Source organism: Paractinoplanes brasiliensis, from assembly GCF_004362215.1.
Classification (GTDB): Bacteria; Actinomycetota; Actinomycetes; order Mycobacteriales; family Micromonosporaceae; genus Actinoplanes; species Actinoplanes brasiliensis.
Genome location: NZ_SNWR01000001.1, coordinates 2,338,212 through 2,357,756, shown reverse-complemented (window position 1 = coordinate 2,357,756; position 19,545 = coordinate 2,338,212). Strand labels below are relative to the sequence as shown.

Annotated in this window: 27 protein-coding genes and 1 tRNA gene; 4 read left to right on the top strand and 24 right to left on the bottom strand. The window is 67.7% G+C overall.

The features are described 5' to 3' along the window. Positions 1 to 58 precede the first annotated feature (58 nt). Positions 59 to 134 (top strand) — tRNA-His (locus C8E87_RS10370). 54 nt (positions 135 to 188) lie between these two features. On the opposite strand, the gene C8E87_RS10365 is transcribed toward C8E87_RS10370, so the two are convergent. From C8E87_RS10365 to C8E87_RS10350, 4 genes are all read right to left on the bottom strand, one after another. Next, the gene (locus tag C8E87_RS10365; protein ID WP_133872890.1) at positions 189 to 1,652 is read right to left on the bottom strand and encodes a tyrosine-type recombinase/integrase; all 1,464 of its coding nucleotides are present in this window, start codon (positions 1,650 to 1,652) and stop codon (positions 189 to 191) included. A gap of 29 nt (positions 1,653 to 1,681) precedes the next feature. Further along, positions 1,682 to 2,029, bottom strand: coding sequence for a helix-turn-helix domain-containing protein (locus C8E87_RS10360; RefSeq protein ID WP_133872889.1), 348 nt, complete (start codon positions 2,027 to 2,029; stop codon positions 1,682 to 1,684). Between the two features lie 479 nt (positions 2,030 to 2,508). Further along, positions 2,509 to 4,089, bottom strand: a complete 1,581-nt coding sequence (locus C8E87_RS10355) for a hypothetical protein (protein ID WP_133872888.1) — start codon at positions 4,087 to 4,089, stop codon at positions 2,509 to 2,511. Next, positions 4,086 to 5,042 carry a bifunctional DNA primase/polymerase gene (locus C8E87_RS10350; RefSeq protein ID WP_133872887.1) on the bottom strand — a complete coding sequence of 319 codons (957 nt, stop codon included), beginning with the start codon at positions 5,040 to 5,042 and terminating at the stop codon, positions 4,086 to 4,088. Before C8E87_RS10350 ends, C8E87_RS10355 begins: the two co-directional genes overlap by 4 nt. Before the next feature lie 78 nt (positions 5,043 to 5,120). On the opposite strand from C8E87_RS10350, the gene C8E87_RS10345 reads away from it, so the two are divergent. Beyond that, complete coding sequence (locus tag C8E87_RS10345) at positions 5,121 to 5,414, top strand: hypothetical protein (protein WP_133872886.1); 294 nt, start codon at positions 5,121 to 5,123, stop codon at positions 5,412 to 5,414. A 154-nt stretch (positions 5,415 to 5,568) separates the two neighbouring features. On the opposite strand, the gene C8E87_RS10340 is transcribed toward C8E87_RS10345, so the two are convergent. The 18 genes from C8E87_RS10340 to C8E87_RS10285 form a co-directional block, all read right to left on the bottom strand. Beyond that, positions 5,569 to 7,164, bottom strand: a complete 1,596-nt coding sequence (locus tag C8E87_RS10340) for a DNA cytosine methyltransferase (protein WP_133872885.1) — start codon at positions 7,162 to 7,164, stop codon at positions 5,569 to 5,571. Next, complete coding sequence (locus C8E87_RS10335; protein WP_133872884.1) at positions 7,158 to 7,532, bottom strand: hypothetical protein; 375 nt, start codon at positions 7,530 to 7,532, stop codon at positions 7,158 to 7,160. Before C8E87_RS10335 ends, C8E87_RS10340 begins: the two co-directional genes overlap by 7 nt. Next, positions 7,529 to 7,873 carry a hypothetical protein gene (locus tag C8E87_RS10330; protein WP_239079968.1) on the bottom strand — a complete coding sequence of 115 codons (345 nt, stop codon included), beginning with the start codon at positions 7,871 to 7,873 and terminating at the stop codon, positions 7,529 to 7,531. The genes C8E87_RS10335 and C8E87_RS10330 overlap by 4 nt, the downstream gene beginning before the upstream one ends. Then, positions 7,870 to 8,118, bottom strand: coding sequence for a hypothetical protein (locus C8E87_RS10325; protein WP_133872883.1), 249 nt, complete (start codon positions 8,116 to 8,118; stop codon positions 7,870 to 7,872). Before C8E87_RS10325 ends, C8E87_RS10330 begins: the two co-directional genes overlap by 4 nt. Positions 8,119 to 8,259: 141 nt before the next feature. Then, the gene (locus C8E87_RS10320) at positions 8,260 to 10,458 is read right to left on the bottom strand and encodes a P-loop NTPase family protein (protein WP_133872882.1); all 2,199 of its coding nucleotides are present in this window, start codon (positions 10,456 to 10,458) and stop codon (positions 8,260 to 8,262) included. Further along, positions 10,455 to 10,877 carry a hypothetical protein gene (locus C8E87_RS10315; protein ID WP_133872881.1) on the bottom strand — a complete coding sequence of 141 codons (423 nt, stop codon included), beginning with the start codon at positions 10,875 to 10,877 and terminating at the stop codon, positions 10,455 to 10,457. Before C8E87_RS10315 ends, C8E87_RS10320 begins: the two co-directional genes overlap by 4 nt. Positions 10,878 to 10,879: 2 nt before the next feature. Beyond that, entirely contained in the window at positions 10,880 to 11,563 is a 684-nt protein-coding gene (locus C8E87_RS10310) for an NUDIX domain-containing protein (protein ID WP_133872880.1), read from the bottom strand. Positions 11,564 to 11,653: 90 nt separating this feature from the next. Beyond that, entirely contained in the window at positions 11,654 to 11,809 is a 156-nt protein-coding gene (locus tag C8E87_RS43625) for a hypothetical protein (RefSeq protein WP_166660994.1), read from the bottom strand. Then, positions 11,806 to 11,988 carry a hypothetical protein gene (locus C8E87_RS10305; protein WP_133872879.1) on the bottom strand — a complete coding sequence of 61 codons (183 nt, stop codon included), beginning with the start codon at positions 11,986 to 11,988 and terminating at the stop codon, positions 11,806 to 11,808. Before C8E87_RS10305 ends, C8E87_RS43625 begins: the two co-directional genes overlap by 4 nt. Positions 11,989 to 12,071: 83 nt before the next feature. Beyond that, positions 12,072 to 12,515, bottom strand: coding sequence for a DUF3307 domain-containing protein (locus C8E87_RS10300; protein WP_133872878.1), 444 nt, complete (start codon positions 12,513 to 12,515; stop codon positions 12,072 to 12,074). Continuing rightward, positions 12,512 to 12,676: a hypothetical protein gene (locus C8E87_RS43620; protein ID WP_166661141.1), complete on the bottom strand. Its 165-nt coding sequence runs from the start codon at positions 12,674 to 12,676 to the stop codon at positions 12,512 to 12,514. Before C8E87_RS43620 ends, C8E87_RS10300 begins: the two co-directional genes overlap by 4 nt. 147 nt (positions 12,677 to 12,823) lie before the next feature. Next, positions 12,824 to 12,991, bottom strand: coding sequence for a hypothetical protein (locus C8E87_RS43615; protein WP_166661140.1), 168 nt, complete (start codon positions 12,989 to 12,991; stop codon positions 12,824 to 12,826). Further along, positions 12,991 to 13,137: a hypothetical protein gene (locus C8E87_RS43610; RefSeq protein ID WP_166661139.1), complete on the bottom strand. Its 147-nt coding sequence runs from the start codon at positions 13,135 to 13,137 to the stop codon at positions 12,991 to 12,993. The genes C8E87_RS43615 and C8E87_RS43610 overlap by 1 nt, the downstream gene beginning before the upstream one ends. A 187-nt stretch (positions 13,138 to 13,324) precedes the next feature. Next, the gene (locus C8E87_RS43605) at positions 13,325 to 13,474 is read right to left on the bottom strand and encodes a hypothetical protein (RefSeq protein ID WP_166661138.1); all 150 of its coding nucleotides are present in this window, start codon (positions 13,472 to 13,474) and stop codon (positions 13,325 to 13,327) included. Continuing rightward, a complete protein-coding gene (locus C8E87_RS46310) occupies positions 13,474 to 13,599 on the bottom strand; it encodes a hypothetical protein (RefSeq protein WP_275408982.1) in 126 nt (41 codons plus the stop codon). The genes C8E87_RS43605 and C8E87_RS46310 overlap by 1 nt, the downstream gene beginning before the upstream one ends. A 90-nt stretch (positions 13,600 to 13,689) precedes the next feature. Then, positions 13,690 to 14,439, bottom strand: coding sequence for an ABC transporter permease (locus C8E87_RS10295; protein ID WP_133872877.1), 750 nt, complete (start codon positions 14,437 to 14,439; stop codon positions 13,690 to 13,692). After that, the gene (locus C8E87_RS43600; protein WP_166661137.1) at positions 14,436 to 14,603 is read right to left on the bottom strand and encodes a hypothetical protein; all 168 of its coding nucleotides are present in this window, start codon (positions 14,601 to 14,603) and stop codon (positions 14,436 to 14,438) included. Before C8E87_RS43600 ends, C8E87_RS10295 begins: the two co-directional genes overlap by 4 nt. A 134-nt stretch (positions 14,604 to 14,737) precedes the next feature. Continuing rightward, positions 14,738 to 14,992 (bottom strand): DUF6284 family protein, encoded by a 255-nt coding sequence (locus C8E87_RS10285; protein ID WP_133872875.1) that lies wholly within the window; start codon positions 14,990 to 14,992, stop codon positions 14,738 to 14,740. Positions 14,993 to 15,391: 399 nt separating this feature from the next. Here C8E87_RS10285 and C8E87_RS10280 point away from each other — a divergent pair, with 399 nt between their 5' ends. After that, positions 15,392 to 16,228, top strand: coding sequence for a sigma factor-like helix-turn-helix DNA-binding protein (locus C8E87_RS10280; RefSeq protein ID WP_133872874.1), 837 nt, complete (start codon positions 15,392 to 15,394; stop codon positions 16,226 to 16,228). Positions 16,229 to 16,234: 6 nt separating this feature from the next. Continuing rightward, complete coding sequence (locus tag C8E87_RS10275) at positions 16,235 to 17,053, top strand: protein phosphatase 2C domain-containing protein (RefSeq protein ID WP_133872873.1); 819 nt, start codon at positions 16,235 to 16,237, stop codon at positions 17,051 to 17,053. Between the two features lie 473 nt (positions 17,054 to 17,526). Here the strand turns inward: C8E87_RS10275 and C8E87_RS10270 are convergent, their stop codons facing one another. After that, positions 17,527 to 18,039 carry a hypothetical protein gene (locus tag C8E87_RS10270; RefSeq protein WP_133872872.1) on the bottom strand — a complete coding sequence of 171 codons (513 nt, stop codon included), beginning with the start codon at positions 18,037 to 18,039 and terminating at the stop codon, positions 17,527 to 17,529. 90 nt (positions 18,040 to 18,129) lie between these two features. Next, on the bottom strand, positions 18,130 to 19,107 hold the full coding sequence (locus C8E87_RS10265) for a hypothetical protein (protein WP_133872871.1): 978 nt from the start codon (positions 19,105 to 19,107) through the stop codon (positions 18,130 to 18,132). Positions 19,108 to 19,545: the final 438 nt, after the last annotated feature.

Genomic DNA, 19,545 nt, shown 5'->3' with positions numbered 1-19,545 from the left:
CCTGCGTCATGCGGCTATGATTGTCCAGCACCACGGGGATGCATCCTCGTGCGCGATGGTGGTCGTAGCTCAGTTGGTAGAGCACCTGGTTGTGGTCCAGGGGGTCGCGGGTTCAAGTCCCGTCGATCACCCCATCGGAATTGCAGGTCAAGAGGCCTGATCGCACATTGCGGTCAGGCCTCTTGCCGTCAGGTGTCCGATTCTGGGAGCGGTTTGGGAGCGAGGGCTCCCGCGGCGGGCGTTCCAGGGGCTCCGCGCAGCGCCAACAGGGCCGCGTTCAGAGCCGGGACAGCAGACGTGGGCGACAGGGCCGCGCGAGCTCGCAGAGCCGTCACCCATCGCTGCTGCAGCGCGTCGCGGATCTCGCCGAGCATGCGATCGGTCACGTGGCTGTAGATCCCGCGCATGCCGGGCACCTCATGGCCCATCTGCTGCGACTGCGCGACGTACGGGATGCCGTCCTCATCGAGCCACGTCTGATAGCCGTGCCTCTGCCCGTGTGGTGTCAGCCCCGGCAGCACCGGTAGCCAACTGGCCACACGCGAGTCGTCCGTGAGGCGGGGCCGGCCGCGCCCTTGCGGCGGCGTGAACGGCTGTCCAGACTGCACAGCCGGCCAGGGCGGCAACGGGCTACCGGGCCACGGATGCTGGTGGTCGACCAGCACCGGCATTCGTGCTCGGGCCGGAGCCCGCGGCGGATACCAGCCGTCGGCGGCGGGCCGGAACAGCCGCTCGCTGAAATTCGATCGGCGATAGTGGCTGCCCTGTGATGTCAGAAACGCGTACGAGTCTCCCGTGCACCACGAGACGCCGTCGGCATCGGGCCGCGACGTACAGGCGCACTTGAGCGGCGCGCCCGACGTCAGGTGTCGCGCCAAAAGGCCGTTCAAGAACGGCGGTATGGCGACGGTGCGCATGGAACCGTCCTTCGGCCGGCCGCGGTAGAAGCGCCCGTTGAGCTCGTACAGCTTCCAATGCAGATCAATCGCATCATCGTGAATCAGCGCAGGCGACAAGCCTACAAGTTCGCTCCAGCGGCAGCCGGTGTACGCGATGGTGACGCACGCGATGAAGGTGGCGTCGCCGCCCGAGATGACCGCCGCCCGTTCCGCGATAAGCAGAGCCTGTAACGGAGACGCCCACACTTTCGCGGCCGTCTCAATACGGTCTACCCGGCTACCGCCCTTGCGGCCCTTTCCCTTCTTCTTGGCGGCAGGATTCAGCGGGATGTAGCGGGGAACCGCGTCCGAGAGCGCCGACGAGAGAGTGCCGCGAGCGTTGGAAGCTGTCTTCTTCGAGTAGCCGTTGGCTACCAAACCACGCTCCCATTTAGCGATTCCCTCGCTGGTGAGCGACAATAAGGAATTCTGACCGAACGCCGGAAGCACGAACACTTCGAGGAGATAGCGGTAGTTGTCCATCGTGCTCGGTTCGAGGTCGAGACCGGAGAACCAGACGTTTACCCAATCGGTCAACGTCATCCGGGCTCCCCGGGGATCGACGTAGCGATGTGCCCGGATCGCCGCCTCCTGGTCCTGGGCGTACTTCTCTGCTGCTTTCTTGGTGGCGAAACCCGGCTGGGATTCCAGCGTTCCGTCCGGGCCGCGCCACCGCGCACGGTAGAGATTTCCTCGTTTCTCGGCATAGCCCATGGATCGCGTTCTTCCTTTCTCGAAGCGGATCAGGCCGCGCGAGTGCTGTGCGGTCGGCCGCGCGGTACACGCGGGCGGAGCGGGATAACACCCGGATCGGGAATTTCGGGAAGTGCGCGCCTGTGGCGGCGGGCGACTGAGAGAGGGCGTGACTCCCGCTCGGCGGTCGGCTGGGGCCGATGCTCGAAGGCCAGGATGATCTGCTGCAGGTGCTCCGGAGAGAAACGGTAGGCGCCACCGAGCATGGTGAACGGTATGCGCCGGGCCGCGGCTTTCTTTTCGAGCCAACTCGGCTTCACGCGGAGGATCTGGGCAGCTTCGGGGATCGTAAATATCTGTGGAGTTGATTCGGGGAAATCCTGCGGTGGCGTCGTCATGCGGGACTCCTTGGAGCGGGGACGTGAGCCGCGGAACGGCCCGACAGCGCCCGTTCCGCGCGTGAGGGTGTTGTCGGGACTGTCGGGCGGGTGCCGTCACCTGAGGGCTCTCAGCGGCCCGCTGAGAGGGCCGTAGAGCCAAGATCTCGCGACGGTCGGTATGAAGGGATGCAGGAATGTCGCTGTGTTGCTCTGGGCGGGTGATCTCCGGTGCGCGGTTTGTACGGCCGGGGATGGCTGAAACATCTCCGCGTCTCCGCAGCACCGTCTCTGAGCTGTGGTTTTGTGTTGCGGAGATGCCGTTGGAGCATCTCCGCACATCTCCGCATCTCCGCACGATCTTGAGAGGCGTTTGGGTTGCGGAGATGCGGAGATGTGCGGAGATGGCGACCGGCTCATCTCCGCAGCCTGTTTTCCCTGGTAGAGGGACCTTTCTTTGGCGGGTTGCGGAGATGCGGAGATGTTTCAGCGGTTTCGGGTCAGTCGCCGTGGTGCTCGACGTGGAAGACGGACCGGTCACCGCGTTCGGAGGGTTCGGCGCGGAGCACGTATTCGCCGCGCCACCTGCCGTTTTGGCCATTGAGTATCCGGCCGAGGACGATCGCGTTGGGCAGCCGGCCGTTCTTGGTGGTGATGAACAGCCCGTCCCACGGGTCGTGTAGTTCCCCGCCGAGTTGGACTGGGTCGGCGCTGGCGCGCAGTTTCGCGGCAGTGACCGGTGTGCTGCCGTGCCGTTCGTGCCAGGCCGACAGGAACCCGCGCCAGCGGGTGGCTTCCTCGTCGACCGCGCGCACGTCGGTGATGTTGGTTAGGAACCCGTCGATGCCGTGATGGGCCAGGAACCCGCCGAGGGCTTGCGCCCATGGGGTGAACTGCCGCATCGACAGCCCGGCATCGCGGGGTGCCCCGTTGCGGGTCCAGTCGAGCACCATGATCAGCAGGTGCCAGAGCACGGTCATTTGATGGGCTGGGCTGGTGATCCATTGGTCGAGGTGCGGGATGCCGAACCCGGACTGATCACGCGATTCGGGGTGCGGCATGTTCGGGTCGAGGTGCACCCGGACGGTGCGGGAGGCCATGTCCCCGCCGACCTGGAGGTTGTTGCCGGTGGCCATCCACAGCCGGTCGTTGACCGACGCGATGTTGCGCGAGGCGCCCAATTGCCGGTCGGACCATTCCCGCTGGGTTATCAGTTGGGCCAGGACGGCGGAGTCGATGACGGTGCCCTCGGTGAGGTTGTCCCAGATCACCGCGCCGACCTGCTCGGTGAACACGGCCGTGATCGACTTGCGCAGCTCGCCGTCCTCTTCGGGCCAGGTCAGGATCTTCTGGCCGTAGAGCATGCCCGGCCCGCCGGTCAGGATGCTTTTGCCGCTGGCGGGCATGGTCGCGTCGATCAGCCCGAACGGGGTCAGCGAGCGGGTGAAGTGCCGCAGGATCGGCGTGGCCAGCAGCGCAACGTAGTTGGCCCGGTCCGCGCTCGACGACCAGGGGAAGTCGCGCAGGAACCTGCCGAGCAGGAACCCGCACGCCTCGGCCACCTGTTCCGGGCTCGGCTGCTCGGGCACACGGGGAAGGTCGACTTTGGAGGCCAGGTAGAGGCCGGTGGCCGGGTCGTAGCCGGGCTCTTGGAGCAGGGTGCCGTCGCGGCGGAGCACGGGCGCGCCGATGATGCCGCGCAGCGCGGGCACCCCGGGCCATGTTTTACCGGCTAGCACGGCGGAGAGGACTTCGCGGGGCGGGGTGCATTCCTCGTCGTACTTCTCGGGGTCGCCGTTGCTGTCCTTGCGCACGCGGGTGCGGTAGACGTGGGCGTGTTCGGCCAGCAGTCCGGCCAGCCCGGCAGGGTTGACCATGCTCGCGGTGACCGGCAGCGGCGAGTCCTCGTCGGCGGCGCCGGCCAGCCCGCCGGACACGGTCTCCATGTGCACCAAAGCGCCGTCGGAGACGTACGTGTCGGGCAGCAGCCCTTCGGTCAGCTCCCGTTTGAGGGTGCGGATGGTCTCCGGACCGGTGCCGACCTTCACCCGCCGCACTGCGGGGGTGGCGTCGTCGCTCATGCGACCCTCCTCGGCTTGTTGGCGCCGTAGCGCAGTCCGGAGCGGATGGTGCGGGAGGTTTCTTGCTCGGTCAGGCCGATGGCCAGCGCGGTCGGGGTCAGCGCCTCGATCACCTCCGTCTCGGTCAAGGCGCCCCCGGCTGCGAGTTGGCCGAGGGAGACCGCACCGCCGAGCAGCGCCGCGTTGCGCTCCCCGACGGGCGCGTCGGCGAGGTGGTCGAGGGTGCGGCGGACCGCGGCCCTCACGTACGCACCTCGCCGGAATGCGGAGAAATCGCCTAGCACCGTGCGGGGCCGGGCTGGGACGGCGGGCCGGAGCAGATCGGCGAGCCAGCTAGGCAGCACGAGTAGCGGCCGGTCGAGCAGCACCCGGTACGCCCGCCCGGCGGCGGTTGAGCCGGCCGCGACGACGTAGCCGCCGTGCGCCCGGGTGTCGATCAGATAGCCGAGGCCGCCCCGCCTGCCTTGGGTGTTGCGCAGCGGCGGCCCGGCCGGGTGGGTGAAGAACAGGTGCCGTCCGCCGTTGCCGGTCTCGACTGTGTACGTGTCGTCCGGTACGGGTTGCCCGTGCTGGCGGCACAGGTCGGTGAATACCTCCAGGCCGTGCCGGTAGTGCTCGCACCCGGCCGGCGGGGTCGCATCGGGTTTGCGCGCGTCGAGGTCGATCACCACAAGGCCGGAGGGGCCGCAGGCGATGCCGACGTTGTACGGGACACGTTGCCACGCGCGGGCGATGCGCTGCGGGTCGCACGTCGCGCGGGGTTCCCAGCCGGTGTGCCCGTCGCGGCAGCGCGGGTCGGTGCCGGGGCATCGGTCCTCGGCGTGGTCCGGGAAGGCGGGCCGCTTGGCCTGGTCGGGATCGTGTGGCCGGTTGTCGGGGCGCAGCGGGAAGACGTGCCAGCCGCGGGCGGCATGTGCGAGGGCGGCGGCCCGCAGTGGGCCGGGGTCGAGCATGAGGAGCCTCCTCGGTCAGCGGGCGGCCAGGGCGGTGCCTGGTCGGGGTAGCGGGCGGTCAGGTCCCGGCGGCGGGCGATGCGCAAGGCGCGTTCGTCGGCGCTGATGGCCGTGGCGGCGGGGCAGGCGAACACGTCGTGCACCCATGCCAGGTGCGCGGCCCATGACGTCGTATCGGCCGGGCCGTTGGCGCCGCAGTTCATGCACGCCCACCGGATCACCCGCCGCCGGCCGGCCGATCGGGCGGCGGGGTCGCATCCGGGGTGGGTGGTGTGCCCGCCTGCGGCGGCGGCCGGGTGCAAGCCGATGCCGCACCCAGCCGCGCACAGCAGCGTGGCCGGCCCGGCGGTGGTCATGCTGCCCGCCCGTTGAGCGGGCGGGGTCCGGACGTGGCTGCTGCGGGTTCCTGTTCGGCGCACACCTTGTGGCAGGGGTGTCCATGCTCGTCCCGGCAGATGGCCGGACGACCGCAGATACGGCAGGGCCGGGCCGACGTCGTGATCGCGCCAGTCCAGCCATCTGCCGGTCATGCGGCCAGGTCGAAGTCGTCGCCGGTGATGGCCTCGACGACGGCAGCGACGAGGTCACGGGCGGCGGGCGGGGTGACGGCATTGCCGAGCATCCGCACCCGTTCGCGTTTGCTGCCCAGCAGCACGTAGCCGGGAGTGAACGCCATCCCGGCGCGGATCTCGTCGACCTCCAGCATCCGGAACGTGCAGTCCTCAACGGTGATTCTCGTGCTGACGACAGCGTCCCCGGCGATGGTGGTCTGGGACGGTAGCGGTACATCGAGCGGGCGCAGGCCGCGGCCGTCGTAGGGCATCAGCACGTGATCCCAGCGGATCAGCGACTGATGTCCCGCGGTGGTCAGCGCCCGCAACGGCTCGTCGAGCGGGGTGGACATCTGCCCGCCGTCACCGCGAGCGGTGTTGTTGCGCATCACCACCCCGAGGTGGGTGCCCCCGGCGGCGAAGGTGCGCAGCGGATGCTGCGCGGCGGGGGTGGCCACCCCGTTGTTGCGCAGCGGCACCACCAGGGCGTTCTCGGCGCGGGCGGTCTGGGCGCGCAGCGGCGCCGAGGCGGGGCGGGCCTGTTTGCCGTCGCGGCCTTCGACCGGCACTAGCAGCGGCTCGACCAGGGCGTGGTTCCCGCCGTCGGCCACGATCGTGGCCAGGGGTTCGCCGGTGCTGCTGGTGCGGGGCCGGCCGGAGCGCAGCGGCGCGAGGAATGGCGGGCAGCCGATCGGTTCGGCGTAGCGCTTGAGCCCTGCTTCGACTCGGGCGAGGGTCTTGGGCTGCAACGGCCGCGCCCGGTCGCCGATCCGCTGCCCGGTGATTGTCCAATCGATCGCCGAGGCTGCGGGTAGCACGTACGGCGACACCCGGGCACCCCGGCAAGCCACGTGTGGGCAGCGGTAGTGGTACTGCTGGCCGTAGCGCATCGCGCGCCGCTTGCCCGGCTTGGTCACCATGACCGCCCGCACGTCCCCGCAGCGCCCGCACCAGGCCCGCGGGCGGGTCCACTTCGCGAAGTCCGGCGCCCGGTACTCCCGCCGCCAGAACACGAAGTACACCCGGTCGCGCAGTTGCGGCGCTCCCGGCCCGAACGCCGAGGCGAACGCGCTGTTGAGCACCACGATCCGATGGGCGTAGTCGAGCGCGGCCATCCGGGACAGCCATACATCGAGGTGCTCCCACATCAGCACGTCGGTGACGTTCTCCACGATCACCGCCCGGTACCGATGTACCTCGGTGAACCGGGGCACGTCCTGCATCAGCATCCGGGAGCGCTGGGCTGCCTCGTCCGGCAACGGCGGGTCGTCAGCCTGGTCGAGCAGGTCGAGCTGCACCGGCTTGCCGTCGTAGTCGACCTTCTTGCCCCGGGCGATTGACCAGTTGGTGCACTCCGGGGAGAACCAGCCGATGTCCGTGGTCGGGTGCCTGCGCGGGTCGATCGCTGCGACGTCGGCGACATCGTGATCGGCGTGCGGCAGGTTCGCGTTGTGGGTGGCGATGGCCAGATCCCAGTGGTTGGCGGCCATCCGCACCCGCACCCCGGGCACCTGCTCCATGCCCGAGGATGAGCCACCGGCGCCGCAGAAGTAGTCCGCCACGGTCAGCACGGCGTCACCTCCGTGGCCGGGGCGGCGGTGACTCGGCCGCTGTAGGACATCAGCGCGTTCCAGGCGTCCATCTCGGCCCGGCGGATGTAGGTGGCTCGGTAGTGGACCGGCCCGAACGAGCGACTGACCTGGAAGTGGGTGGTGGCTTCGGTCAGCGGGCCACCGCCGGTCGCGGTCACCGAACCGCCGAGCAGTTCGGCGATCGTGGTGAGGTTGGTGATGCCCTCGGCGTCGTCGCGACCGCCGACGCAGTGATGGATCTCCTGCCCGGTGCTGGCGGGCAGGTCGGGGTGTTCCTGCAGGAAGTCGGCCAGGGCGCGCAGCCCGTCGGCCAAAGCTTGGCGGCGGTCGTTAGGGGTGGTGGTCATGCTGCGGGCCTCCGATCGAGGGCGGGGCGGTCGGTGCGGGCGGGCAGGGTTTCGGGGCGGACCGCGGCGACCGCGGCCAGCAGACGGCGGATCAGGTGCAGGGTGATGCCGAGGCGGCGCTGGGCGATGGCGTCAACGCTCGACAGCGGGATGCGGGCGGTCACCTCGGCGTACTCGATGTCTCCGGCGCGGACGCGGACGATGACGGCGCGGGCGCCGAGGTGGTCGGCGATGACGCCCGGCCCGCGGTGCTCGGCCAGGCCGCAGCGGTGGTCGCGGGCGCACCACTTGGTGTGCGGCGTTGGCTCCCGGCGGGTGCGGGCCATGGTGCGGGCTCTCATCGTGCGTCCCGGCGGCGGTTGGACAGATGGTTGTAGATCCAGCGGCCGGCGCGGAGCCGTCGGCCGGTGCCGGTGCAGCGGCGGCAGAGCCGGAACGCGCGGCCGGACGGTGAGCGTCGTTTGCCGCTGCCGTCGCACTTGCGGCAGGCCTTGAACGGCCAGATCCAGCACGCGGCGGCGTAGCAGACAGTGATGATGATCAGGGCGGCCGGTGGGCCGATAGCGGTGATGAGCTGGGGGTTCACAACAGCCTCCCGGGCCGTTTTCCGGGCATGATGGGGTGTGAGCTGCTATCCGCTAACCGGCAGCTCATGATCTAGATCAGGTGCTAGCGGGGGTGCTAGCGCTAGCAGGTCGTGCCGCTAGCGCTAGCAGCCTCGCGGCGGTCAGTCGGCCGCCCGCTTGCGGTTACGCTCCGCAATGGCGGAGAGGAGATCGGCGTGCTTGATGCCGCGCCGGGTGACCGCCCGTCCCTCTATGCGGCGGCCGACGTCGCCGACCTTGATCGCCGGGTGCGGCTTGAGTGCGGCGGTGAGCTGAGCCGCTTCCCAACCGCCGTACACGTCTGGCCGGAGTTCGGCCAGGGCGGCGCACAGCGTCTCGTTCCATGCCGACTTCTCGTCGCCGGGCCACACCTGCGCCAGGTCGGCGAGCAGGTCATGCACGGGGCCTACCTCCCGCTCGGCGGGGAAGACGGGGACGTTGCCGGCGGCGGTGCGCAACGCGACGGCGCGGGCAACGATCCGGGCGGCGGCGGTGGTGTCCACGTAGTACGACCGGACCGACTGAACCTTGCCGAAGCCGCGCAGGATGCCCCACCCGGCCTCGGTGACCGGCTGGAACACCGTTGCCCGGTAGCCCAGCTTGTACGCCGAGGTCCCGAGGATCATGTCGTTGGCCGTCTGGTCAGCGACGGAGAGGCAGAACCGGCTGTTGACGTTGCGGGTGATGCCGGTGGGCAGGCTGTCCTTGTCCGGGATCTGGGTGCCGATCAGGATGATGATCCCGAGCGCCCGGCCGAGCTTGATGACCTTCTCCAGCAGCTCCCCGGCGTCCTTGCCGTACTTGCTGGTCATCAGCTCCTGCAACTCGTCGAACCACGCCACCAGCGGGTGCAGCCCGGAACCCTTGAGCCTCGCCAGCTCCGGGGTGACCTTGTTCTCCGGGGCCTTGCCCATCCGGGCGTAGTGCTCGATGCGCTTGGACCGGCGGCGGGCCTCCTCATACAGCCACTCGATGAACGCGAAGCAGCGGGCCAGGGTTTCGTCGTCGAAGCCGTTGCCGTACTCGGCCATGACCGGCTCCAGCACGGCGAAGTCCCCGACGCCCTTCAGCTCGTAACCGCGGATCTCGGTTCGTGGGTCGAGGGCGGCGGCCAGGATCAGGTCCCGCAGCGCGAACGTCTTGCCGCTACCGGGCTGACCGCCGAACAGGAAGTTGCGGAACATCAGGTCCACCGACACGGTGTCGAGCCGGGGCGTGGTGGCGAACGCGAACGCCTGGAACACGTCGACCTTGGCCGAGTCGGACAGCAGCGGCCACGCCGGCTGCTTCATCTGCGACGCCGGCTCGTAGCCGACCCACAAAGCGAGGCGGCCGGTGTGCCCCGGCGCGGGTTCGGGCCACACCTGATCCAGCGGCAACCGCAGCGCGGAGGCGAGCTTGCCCCGCCGGGCGATCACCTCGGACGCCTCCACCCCGTACGGCAGGTCCACGATCGCGATGTGCCCGGGTCCGTCGCGGTGGATGTCGTGCGGGAACGCGATGGCCTTCGGGTCCTTGGCAACCGCGGAGTTGATGGCGGCGAGCTGCAACGAGGTCAGCGCGCGGCGCACCAGCTCGGCGGTGAGCTTGCGGTAGCGGTTGCCCTCCGACACCCGGTCGGTGATCGGCCGGTCCGCCGGGCGCCCGACCGTGGCCAGCAGCGGCACCACAATCACGGCGGCCAGGTATGACCACCACGCCGGACCAAACGCGAGCACGACCGTGCCCACGACGGCGGCCAGGGCGGCGAACGCGAGCACCCACCAGCGCCACACGCTCTGACGCTGCCGGCGGGCGTCGAGCTTGAGCCACACGTCAGCCTCGCCGCGCTGAGCGGCGGCCTGACGCAAGGCCCAGTTGCCCTCTTCGGCCATCGCCCAGTGCAGCGCCCGACCGATGCCCCGGACAGCGCCGACCGGAGCCCAGAGGGCGACCTTCCCGGCGTACTTCGGCGACCGGACCGCGTGATAGGCCAGCACGTACCCGGCGTCCTTGGTCTGATGCTTGGCCATCGCCTTCACGCCACGCCACGAGCGTGCCCAGTCGGCCAGGATTGGCCGCCGGTCCTTGCGGCGGTCCAGGATCTCGGCGGGGATGTCATCGGCCATGTCGACCGGGCCGCCATCCTCAGGCGGGGTGTCATCGATGCTCTCGGCGTCCTCGACCTTGTCCGGGTCGGTGTCCGGCTCGACCGGCGGAGTGACCCGGCGGGACCGGACCTCGGTCAGGTCGACCACCTCAGCGTCGGGTCCGGCCGGCGTCTCGGTCTCGCCGGGGGTCAGGTCGAAGTCGTCCGGGTCGGGCTGGGCGGCGATGCTCATGAACGGTCCTCCGTTCCGTCGGTCGTGCCTGGGTCTGCGAGGGGTGTGGGCAGGCAAGACGTGTCGATCAAGTGCGGGTAGCCGCCGGTGTCGAATCGGGTCACGAACAGCTCGACCGGCCAGGGCAGACGCACCCACGCGGTTTCGTCGGCCCGGTCGAGGCGAGCCGCTCTGCCGTCCACGCGGACAGCGGTCAGGGCCGGGTCGGCGGCGAGCAGGTACCGGGCGATCGGACACGAACCCGACGACTCCACCTGGCCGGTGTGCCCGGCAGCGGTGAGCGCGTCGGCCACCTGCTGAACGGACCGGCCGAGCGCGTTCAGGGCGAGACGGGCGATCCGGGCCGGGTCGGTCACGTCGACCGGCGCGGTACGAGGCTTGATGACGCTGGCGGCGAGGGCGGACCGGTCGCTGGCCATGGTCACTTCTTCGGGCCGAGCGCGTCAGTGAGCAGCGCACGGTGGGCGGGGAAGATGTCGCCGTCGAGTCGTGCCCGCAGGTAGGCGGTCAGGGTCTCGATGTCGTCGGCGTAGACCCATGTGGCGCGCTTGGCGTCGTCCGCGCCGGTCACCCGCGGGAAGTAGGGCAGGGTGCCGAGGTCGATGCGGGTCAGGACGGTGACCATCCACGCCTCGTCGCTGGCCCGCGGGTCCGGCACGTACCGGGGCTCATCCGCGTCGTACTCGGCGACGTCGTCGGGCAGCAGGATCCCGGTTTCCTCGGACAGCTCTCGTATCGCGGCGTCGCTCGGGTCCTCGCCCGGCTCGACGTAGCCGCCGGGCAGTGCCCACCCGTGCCCGTCCGAGCGCTCGACCATGAGCGCCCATCGACGGCCGGACCGGTCGGTCAGGGTGACCAGCGCGTCGGCGCACAACTGTTCACCCCAGTGCCCCAGCTCGTTGCGGCCGTAGCGGATGCCCGTGCTCTCGCACGGGTTGACCGGCCGCCCGGCAATCGTCTGGAACGGGATCGCGGCGGCCCGCTGACGAAGCGTCCAGTCGATGCGGGCGGGGTCGGTCTCGGGGTCGGCCCACGACGCGCCGGCCGCGATGGCGGCGAGCACGTCGGGGTGGGTGAAGGTGCGGTGTTGTTGCTGCGGGACCATGGGAGTCCTCTCTCGTGTCGTGTGATGCGGGGTGAGGACCGGCGGCACGGCACGGTTTCTGAGGCCATAGGGCCGTGCCGCCGGGCGGGTTCAGGACAGGTCGGCCTTGCGCTGCTGCGCTGAGGCGGCCAGGCGTCGCCGGGTGGCCTCGGTGCTGAACAGCGGCGGCGCGACCTTCTCGGCACGACGGCGGAGCTCGGCCATCTGCCGGTCGGTGATCGTGTTCGGGACCCGCTGGGCGCTCACTTGCGGCCCTCGCGGATCGAGTAGGAGTGCGAGCCGTACCGGTCGGCGTCGATACGCCGCATCCGGGCCTTCAGCGCGGCGGCCTTGTCAGGCGTCTTGCTACCGCCACCGACCTGCGTCGTCTCCCTCTGCGGCCCGTCGTAGTTGTGCTTGTCGACGAACCAGCGCTTGCCGGACATGGTTCTCCTTCCCAGGCGCGCCGCTCTGGCGGCCACCGCACACGGAACCCGTTGCGCTGCAACAGGTTCCGTGACGGAAGCGGTCAGGCGATGATCAGCGCGGCGACGAACAGCCACGCGTAGTGGAAGGACTGATCCAGCGCGTACGCGCCGGTGCCGAGACTCGGGTTGTCGTCACGGCCGGTACGGCACGAACCCAGGGCGTAGAAGTGGGCCGAGCCGGCCAGCTCGGCAAGCCGCTTGAGCGGGGTCCGGCGGTCGGCGACGTAGTGCGTGACCGCCGAGACCGTCATACCGGCGAGTACCTGCCACGGGTTCAGCGGCACGCCGATGCCGAGATGCAGCGCGGCAAGGGCGAGCATCGCGGTCGCGGTGTAGCTCGCGACGTGCCCGGCACAGGCGATCCGGCCCGGCCAGCCGGGCAGGCCTTTGCCGTCTGCCTGATGCTGGGTCTGCACCCAGTGATCGGCGACCTGATGAGCGACGAACAGCGCGGCGAACACGGCCGCGAACACCCCGGCCGTCACCGGCGGCGGCCCTTCTCGGCCGGATAGACCTGCTCGCCGTCGTAGCCGCCGCCCTTGGCCAGGTAGCCGATCGGGCGGTGCTTGACGGTGGTGGTCTCGCGCTTGAACGCCACGTTGAACGCGGCGGCAGGATGACCCGCACCTTTGATCGTCTTTCTCATGGCCATACTGGTGACCTCCCGCAGGTCTCAAGGGCTGGTAGGGGGACCGGCGGCACGGCACGGTTCTCAGGCCAAGGGCCGTGCCGCCGGGCGAAACGAGCGCGATCCAGGGCTGCGAACCGTCAGGCGCGCTCCGGGGCGAATGGCTCAGCCCCACAAAGCTCGGGCAATCTTGCGGCCGCGGGTGTCCGGCCCCCGGGTCCAGGCGAACTCGCCGGCCCGGCCGCTCTTGCGCTGGCCGCGGGTCACCTTGCCGGAGAACTGATGCATCCGGCCGTTGTCGTCGATCTCGAAACCGACCTGGGTTTTCGCCATCAGCGCTGCCGACCCTTCTGCTCGTTGCGATCCATCGACGGCCGCAGCGGTTGCGCGGCCAGCTTCCGGACGTCCATCGGCCGGCTCAGCACCGTGGCCAGAACATCCGTGATGACCTTGTTCGTGCGCTCGGCATCCGTGGCCATCAGCACTTCTTCGGCTTGCAGGTGCACGGCCGGTTGCCGCAGGCGTTGCACCGCCCACCGATAGGGATGAGGGCCAGGCCCTCGGTGTCCTTGCTGGTCACTGATTCAGTCCCCTTCCCGGTCGCCGCTCTGGCGGCCACCGCACACGGAACCTGTTGCGGCACAACAGGTTCCGCGGCGGAAGCGGTCAGCGACGGCGGGCGATGCCCTCATCACGGGTGCGCTGGTAGTCACGGGCACGCGGGTACTTCGCAGCCCGGTCGGTGTAGGGACGCGACTCGCTGGCCACGGTGTCGGCGATGCGACGGGCCGTCTCGTCAACGGGCCGGCGGCGCATCAGCGGCCGGCCTTCCGGCGCCGCTCGTCGGCCAGGCGCTGAGCCTCGGCCATCTGCTCTTCGCGCCGACGCCGGTTGCGCTCCCGGACCTCGTCAGCCTGCACCCTGAGCCATTTGTCGGACATACTGGTGACCTCCCACAGGTCTGGTGACTGGATGGGGTGACCGACGGCCCGGCATCTGCTTGGCGGTAGGGGCCGGGCCGTCGGGCGGATCTAGTTGCGGTGCATCAGGTGCGCGAGCGCGGCGCCCATGCCGAGCACGGCGACCGGAATGCACGCCACAGCAGCGGTGATCGGCCATGGAGCCGTGGTCCAGCCCGCAGCGGACATCAGGTGATAGGCGACCTGACCGAACGCTCCGAGAGCGAGCGAGGCCAGCGCCGACCACTTCGCGAAGGTCCGTGCCTCACCGGTCGCACGGCCCGACAGCCAGGCGTACAACGCGTACGCGGCGTAGGTCTCGACACCGATCGGCAAGGTGATCGCAGTGTTGATCTCGAAGTTGTCGACGATGCCGGGCAGCAGCTTGACCATGCCGAACCCGGTCAGGCGGCCCATCTCCACCCAGCCGCCCCAAATCGCGATGAACGCGGGCAGACACAGGATGAGCACCGGCCAAACGATCGGCTTACGAGCCGGGGCAACGGCCTGTGTGACGGCCTCGGCGGTCGGCTCCGACGCCTCGTTCGCTTCCGGCGGCTCGGCTGCCTCGATCGGCTCCGGCAGTGGCAGCGGGGCGGGCTGAATCGGCGGGACGGCCGGCGACACCGGCACGGCGGAGACCGGGGCGGCAGTCAGCGCATCGATCAGCGCGTTCGCCTTATCGGCGCCGACGCGGAACGTCTTCATCAGCTTGTTGCGGCTCGGGACAGTGCCGAGTTGCTCGGCCAGGTCACGGGCGTGCGGGATGAGATCTTCGACGTTGCGGGGGTAGGCACTGCGGGTGGTGGCCGGGGCGGTCATCGCGCGGCCTCCTTGCGGCCGGTCCGAGGGCTGGCGGCGACAGCGGCGAGACGCCACTTGCGGGCGTCGTAGCAAGGCCGGTTAAGCGTTGTGCTCGGCCCGGCCGCGAGCGCGGCCCGGATCGCGCTGACGTGCGGGTCAGCCAGCTTCTTCTGGTACGTCATGTGGCAGCCTCCAAGGGCGCATGGAAAGGCGCTCACGGAGCGAGCGCGGGATGACAAAGGGCCGCACAACGCGGCAGGTAGACCAGGTCCGCCGGGCGCGCATCGACTTCGCGAGTGTGGCCAGGTCCGGGCCATCAGGCCGCGCGGCGCGGGCCGGGACGGTGCACGTGGCGAGCGACGTGGGCGAAGGTCTCCCGAATGACACGGGCTTCGGCACGGCGCAGCCGACGCCAGTCGAGCGAGTTCGGCCCGCCCCGATCGTCGGCGCTCAGCATGGTGATCTCGGCGTCCAACCAGGCCATCTCGGCAGTGATCAAAGGTCGTTCGAGCTCAATCGCAGCAAGGTCCGCAGCGGACGGCTCCGAAGTTTCGTCGTAGTGATCCCTCACGGGATGTCCTCCGGAAATCGAGTCGGTGCGGCATCAGCACGGCACTGCGGCAGACGCCGCACCGACCAGCGAAAAGAGAAGATTGCGCCGACCTAAGCGGCGCGCGGCAGCCTTACTCGGAGGGAGACTGCGAGCCCTGATGGAGTTTTCATCGAACGAGGCACGCTCTGGCCTTCCTGCCCGAGAAGCAGGCGAACCAGGGCCGCATATGGCTCGTCGTTAACCCCCCTTGACCTACTGGTCGAGCGGGGTAAACAGAGAAGACCATGGGTGCCGGGCGACTGTCAAGCCCCCTTAACCGACAAGTTGGTGGCCCTTCATCTGCCAAGGCGGCGATATACCCCCTGAACTGGTAGGAGGTAGGATTAGCCCCCTTCACAGCCACGCGAGAGGCATGCGGTGAAAGATCTGGAGACGATCGAAGGGCTCACTGACGCGCGCGAGCGAGCGCTTACGGCCCACGGGACGATTGAAGAGTTGCAGGCGCTTATCGGTGATCTCTCACGCGTCCGTCGCGCTGCGATGGAGGAACTGCTAGCCGAGAAGATGACTCAAGCTCAGCTAGCCGAGATGCTCGATGTGTCCCGCTCGCGCGTGTCCCAGCTACTGTCAGCCGGGACGCGGCCGGAGCGAGCTTTCCTGGGTGCGGGCCGACTGACGCTGGCTATCGGTGGCAAGTTCGAGGTCGGCCGAAGCGACCCCGGTGCCGTCCTGTCAGCGGAAGCCTTCTCGGCGTACGAGATCCTGGCCGAGCTAGCTCGGTCAGTCGGCCTTGACGCCGGCTATGAGGTCGTACCTCCGCCGGGCCACGTGCACCTAAATCGTGCGAACCTGATCGTCCTGACCAATCCTCGCCTCTTGCCGTTCCTCAGCCAGGTCATGGAGGCTGATCCTCACCTTCGTTACGTCGAAGACGAGAAGGGCTGGTTCATCAAGGAGCCTGACACGGGGAAGGAATACAGGTCTCCCCGAGACGACGGCGAATACGCAGACTACGGCTATCTCGGCCGATTGCCTCGCCCGGACGGGAAAGGCACCTTCTTGTACATCGCTGGAACGCATGCGCAAGGGACACTAGGGACCGCGCGCTACGTCGCTGACAACCTAGCGGAGCTTCACAGAGAGCTCAAAACGCGCAGGTTCTCCACCGTTATCCTTTGTCGATACGACAAGAAGGATCGGCGGAACATTCTCTCGACCGAGCGCGTAACGCCTCTTTTCCGGCACGAGGGATAGGATCCCATGCGTACGTCGGTCGCGTCACTCGCGGCAGAATCAGGCAACGAGAATGAAGACTGGTTCTCTGCATCGGCCCACCTGCTCGTAGTGCTCGATGGCGCAACCGCGCGAACGGGCACAGGATGTATCCATGGGATCTCTTGGTACTCAGCGCATCTTGGAGCGGCTCTTTCCGAAATTGCGCACGACCCCTCCATTCCGCTGAGGGATGTGCTAGCGGCCGGGATCCAGCGAGTCTCAAATTTGCACAGGTCGTCCTGCAACCTCTCGCATCCGGGCACCCCGTCTGCTGCCGTGGCTATCGTAAGAATTGCCGGTGCACGTCTAGACTATTTGGTCCTCGGCGACGTTACGGTGGTCCTCGACATGGGCGGCCGGATCCTCGCGTTGTCCGATGAACGGGTCAGCCAAACCGCAATGAATGAACGTCGCGCAGCCGATTCATATTCCATTGGGACCGCTGAGAAAGATGCGGCAATGGTGCGCATGAAACACGCAGAGTTGGCTCAACGTAATCGTGAGAACGGATATTGGATCGCTGCAGCGGACCCCACGGCAGCTCAGCAATCACTGGCTGGCCATTTAAAAGTAGGCGAGGTTCGCCGCTTGGCCGTGCTAACTGACGGGGCTGCAAGAATCGTGAAACCCTTCGGATTGTTGTCCTGGCCTGAACTACTCGATCTCGCCGAGGCCGTCAGTCCAGAGCAGGTTCTTCGCCAGGTACGCGAGGCGGAAGCCAGCGACCCTCTGGGCAGCAGGTGGCCGCGGAACAAGGCCAGTGATGACGCCACGATGCTTCTCGGCGTGGGCGTCGGAGACTAGCGAGTCGGTGCTCCCTATGTAGTTGGGGCTGCAGCCAGCGTGGGCCTAGCCATGAACATTTCACTCACGACGTCGCAAGCCGCAGCCCTAAAATCCACGACCACGTGCCTACAGCGGAGTATCTAGTACGAGACCGGACAAGAGGCACGGCGGGGTGCGGCGGGGATCTGTGAGAAGTTACTATCCGGGTTCAACGGCGGCCCGCTTCGCAGGCCGCTCGCGCCGCCAGCAGGGCCGGGCCGGAGGCCCGCCGCTCGGGGACCCTGCCGCCCGGCCGCTTCGCTGGGCGCACCCCGGCGGTTCCAGCCCGGCAGCAGGCGCGACACACGAAGAAGCCCCGGGCCTCCGAAGTAGCCCGGCAGTTCCGGGGCTTTCAGATTCGTGGAGGGCATAATGCCTCCGGCGGGGACTCTGACCTCTGGGATGGCATGACGCTTAGGCGTGACTGCGGAGTCGACGTGCCAGGGTCCCGCTCAGCGCCCAGTCTTCCTGGTTGCGCGAAGATAACGACCGCCCTCGAAAACCCGCAGATACGCCGCGTACATTTTCCTAATGGCCATAATGAACAGCAGAAACACGTATACCGCTATCGGCAAAACGATAGCTGTCGACGCAACGTTCATCTTGTCGTCGGGGTGAGCGCGGACGCCTGACGCAACTATGAGAACAATCGATTCAGTAGCGGAAGCCAGAGCACCCACTAACAGATGGGCCGCAGTTTCGCGAAAAAGGCGACGAGACGACTCGCCAATCGACTCATGTCGGTCTTCCAGCCTGTCGCGTAAAGACGCCAATTGGGTGAAAGCGGTGAAGAGGATGCCGGCCATGAGAGCGCATCCTGCGCCGATCGCACCAGGGTCGGTCAGACGCCACTGCTGCCACACCGCCACAACACCGACCGCCGCAGGGATGCCGTACAAGACCAGGCGAGAGGCCAGGTCGGGAGGAAGCCTCTCTTCGTCTACGTCGAGTTGAACTCGACGCATCGAACGAAGATGATCTAGGAAGAGGGGTCGGACGTCGAAACGATCAAATAGACCACTGCGCATCATGCACCTCCCCGGTTACCTGTCATCCTAGTTGGGGGGTACGACACCCTCCGTGGCGGCTATCGTCGGGAACAGCTCCCGTACTGAATCTGAAACGGTCGAATACCACTTTTCGTTGCTGTAGCGGTAGTCACCCGTGTCGTAGATCCACTCCCCAATGTCAGCAGAGGGCTTCAGGGATCTCTTCCGGTCGTTCGGCCCATCAACCCGCAGCAAGCTGTCCTCGAAATCGAGAGGGATAGTCACGCCCGTAGCCGTCCGAGCGAGGTCGTTTGCGAGCGACACTCGCGCGTCGTGATTCGAAAGTTTTTCCCAACTTTCGTTGACCCAGCGAAGAGCATGTTCACGCATCGAGTCTTGCAGCTTGGACGCTCCGGGAATCTTGACGCTGAGCCGCACCTGACTCGTCAGAGGTTCGCCGTCACGGGCAGTCTCGTGACGTGTGACCTCGAGTTCCCTAACCACCCCGTTGCGGATGAAATGAGCGACAGCGGCCCGGTCGGCCACGCCTGCGGCTAAGAACAAACGAAGGTCGGTCGAGTAGAACCGCTTAAATGCAGCTTCAAGTCGACGATACGGACATGCACGGCCGTGCGTCTCCACTGCGAGGATCGCTGCTCCGCCCTCGGACGGGAACGTGATCAAAGCCCTAAAGTTCCGGCCGAGTGCGAAGCTTTCGATGTCCTGGTCAGACTCGACACCTTCGGGATCGATAAGCTTGCCGTCTTCCCCGTACGGGCCATGGTCGAATTCCAAGCGAAGGTCGAAGCCTGCCCGAGAAACTTCCATCAACCGAACGACGGTGCCGGTTTCGGGAGCAGTGGTCCCGTCCTCTTCAAGTCGAGCAGCATCCTCAAACTTCACGACTGAGTTCAGGCCTTTGGCCAGGTCCTCTTCAAGCAGATCGATGAAATGACCGTGTTCCACGTGCCCGAAGTCGAGATTCCTACGCCCCAGGCCCGCACGCAGATGAACCACAAACAGGCGGTAACCGAAGCTACCCATCGACCGACCCCCTCGGCAGATTACGCAGGAAGGTTAGATTACATGCTCGTCTATGTCGCGTAAAATTGCCGATCTTGAAACCGCCTGACCTGCGATTTAGACAAGATCCGTTGCGAAAGATAAGCCGAGGGGAACTTCGAACCTCAAAGACGCGCCGCCAAGGGCACCGGCGAAGCGCCACAGAAGGCGCGCAGACGATACCGGCAGATGGGGACGGTGAGCAGCCCCCAGGGCGTCTCCAGGGCGTCAGGGCGTCTCCAGGGCGTCAGACGACGACCAATATTGACCATCAATGACTATCGACAACGACGTATAAGGGCAGGCCAGGGCACCCTCATCGCTGGCGACCTTGGAGGCGACGGACGAGTGGGCCTGTACGCCGGATTGAGTGCGCGAGCCGGCGGGCGGACACAGCCCGCGCACGAGAATTGGCCGGTT

Coding starts and splice junctions, on each gene's coding strand:
- C8E87_RS10365 (WP_133872890.1), bottom strand. CDS start 1,652: ATGGGCTATGCCGAGAAACGAGGAAATCTCTACCGTGCGCGGTGGCGC.
- C8E87_RS10360 (WP_133872889.1), bottom strand. CDS start 2,029: ATGACGACGCCACCGCAGGATTTCCCCGAATCAACTCCACAGATATTT.
- C8E87_RS10355 (WP_133872888.1), bottom strand. CDS start 4,089: ATGAGCGACGACGCCACCCCCGCAGTGCGGCGGGTGAAGGTCGGCACC.
- C8E87_RS10350 (WP_133872887.1), bottom strand. CDS start 5,042: ATGCTCGACCCCGGCCCACTGCGGGCCGCCGCCCTCGCACATGCCGCC.
- C8E87_RS10345 (WP_133872886.1), top strand. CDS start 5,121: ATGCGCAAGGCGCGTTCGTCGGCGCTGATGGCCGTGGCGGCGGGGCAG.
- C8E87_RS10335 (WP_133872884.1), bottom strand. CDS start 7,532: ATGACCACCACCCCTAACGACCGCCGCCAAGCTTTGGCCGACGGGCTG.
- C8E87_RS10330 (WP_239079968.1), bottom strand. CDS start 7,873: ATGAGAGCCCGCACCATGGCCCGCACCCGCCGGGAGCCAACGCCGCAC.
- C8E87_RS10320 (WP_133872882.1), bottom strand. CDS start 10,458: ATGAGCATCGCCGCCCAGCCCGACCCGGACGACTTCGACCTGACCCCC.
- C8E87_RS10315 (WP_133872881.1), bottom strand. CDS start 10,877: ATGGCCAGCGACCGGTCCGCCCTCGCCGCCAGCGTCATCAAGCCTCGT.
- C8E87_RS10310 (WP_133872880.1), bottom strand. CDS start 11,563: ATGGTCCCGCAGCAACAACACCGCACCTTCACCCACCCCGACGTGCTC.
- C8E87_RS10305 (WP_133872879.1), bottom strand. CDS start 11,988: ATGTCCGGCAAGCGCTGGTTCGTCGACAAGCACAACTACGACGGGCCG.
- C8E87_RS43620 (WP_166661141.1), bottom strand. CDS start 12,676: ATGAGAAAGACGATCAAAGGTGCGGGTCATCCTGCCGCCGCGTTCAAC.
- C8E87_RS43615 (WP_166661140.1), bottom strand. CDS start 12,991: ATGGCGAAAACCCAGGTCGGTTTCGAGATCGACGACAACGGCCGGATG.
- C8E87_RS43610 (WP_166661139.1), bottom strand. CDS start 13,137: ATGGCCACGGATGCCGAGCGCACGAACAAGGTCATCACGGATGTTCTG.
- C8E87_RS43605 (WP_166661138.1), bottom strand. CDS start 13,474: ATGCGCCGCCGGCCCGTTGACGAGACGGCCCGTCGCATCGCCGACACC.
- C8E87_RS46310 (WP_275408982.1), bottom strand. CDS start 13,599: ATGTCCGACAAATGGCTCAGGGTGCAGGCTGACGAGGTCCGGGAGCGC.
- C8E87_RS10295 (WP_133872877.1), bottom strand. CDS start 14,439: ATGACCGCCCCGGCCACCACCCGCAGTGCCTACCCCCGCAACGTCGAA.
- C8E87_RS43600 (WP_166661137.1), bottom strand. CDS start 14,603: ATGACGTACCAGAAGAAGCTGGCTGACCCGCACGTCAGCGCGATCCGG.
- C8E87_RS10275 (WP_133872873.1), top strand. CDS start 16,235: ATGCGTACGTCGGTCGCGTCACTCGCGGCAGAATCAGGCAACGAGAAT.
- C8E87_RS10270 (WP_133872872.1), bottom strand. CDS start 18,039: ATGCGTCGAGTTCAACTCGACGTAGACGAAGAGAGGCTTCCTCCCGAC.
- C8E87_RS10265 (WP_133872871.1), bottom strand. CDS start 19,107: ATGGGTAGCTTCGGTTACCGCCTGTTTGTGGTTCATCTGCGTGCGGGC.